A 303-nucleotide genomic window follows, 5' to 3' on the forward strand; every position below is an offset into this window, starting at 1 on the left:
GATGATAGGAAATGTGAAAAACTCGCTGCGGGGCAGTTGCCATACGCTCGGAGCGAAGCATTTACCAAGGCATCTTGCGGAATACTGCTTCCGGTTTAATCATCGTTTTGACCTCAAGAGCATGTTGGTTGAATTGGGGCATGCAGTCAGGGCAAGCCCTCCGATGCCATATCGGCTCTTGAAGCTGGCTGAGGGTCATGGGTAATCAGGATGTTGTTTGAAAGGACGTTTAAATCTAATCAGTCAATACTGTCAGTTTCTTGGCAAAATCGGAATGCTGATTCTAATACACTCGGTTAAGTG

The 303-nt window shown here is 46.5% G+C and carries 1 pseudogene; it reads left to right on the top strand.

Going from position 1 to position 303, the window contains the following annotated elements:
• Positions 1-205, top strand: a pseudogene (locus tag B4920_RS26035) (IS1595 family transposase); the annotation flags it as partial.
• Positions 206-303 lie beyond the last annotated feature (98 nt).

It is taken from the genome of Zoogloea sp. LCSB751, assembly GCF_002028455.1.
Classification (GTDB): Bacteria; Pseudomonadota; Gammaproteobacteria; order Burkholderiales; family Rhodocyclaceae; genus Zoogloea.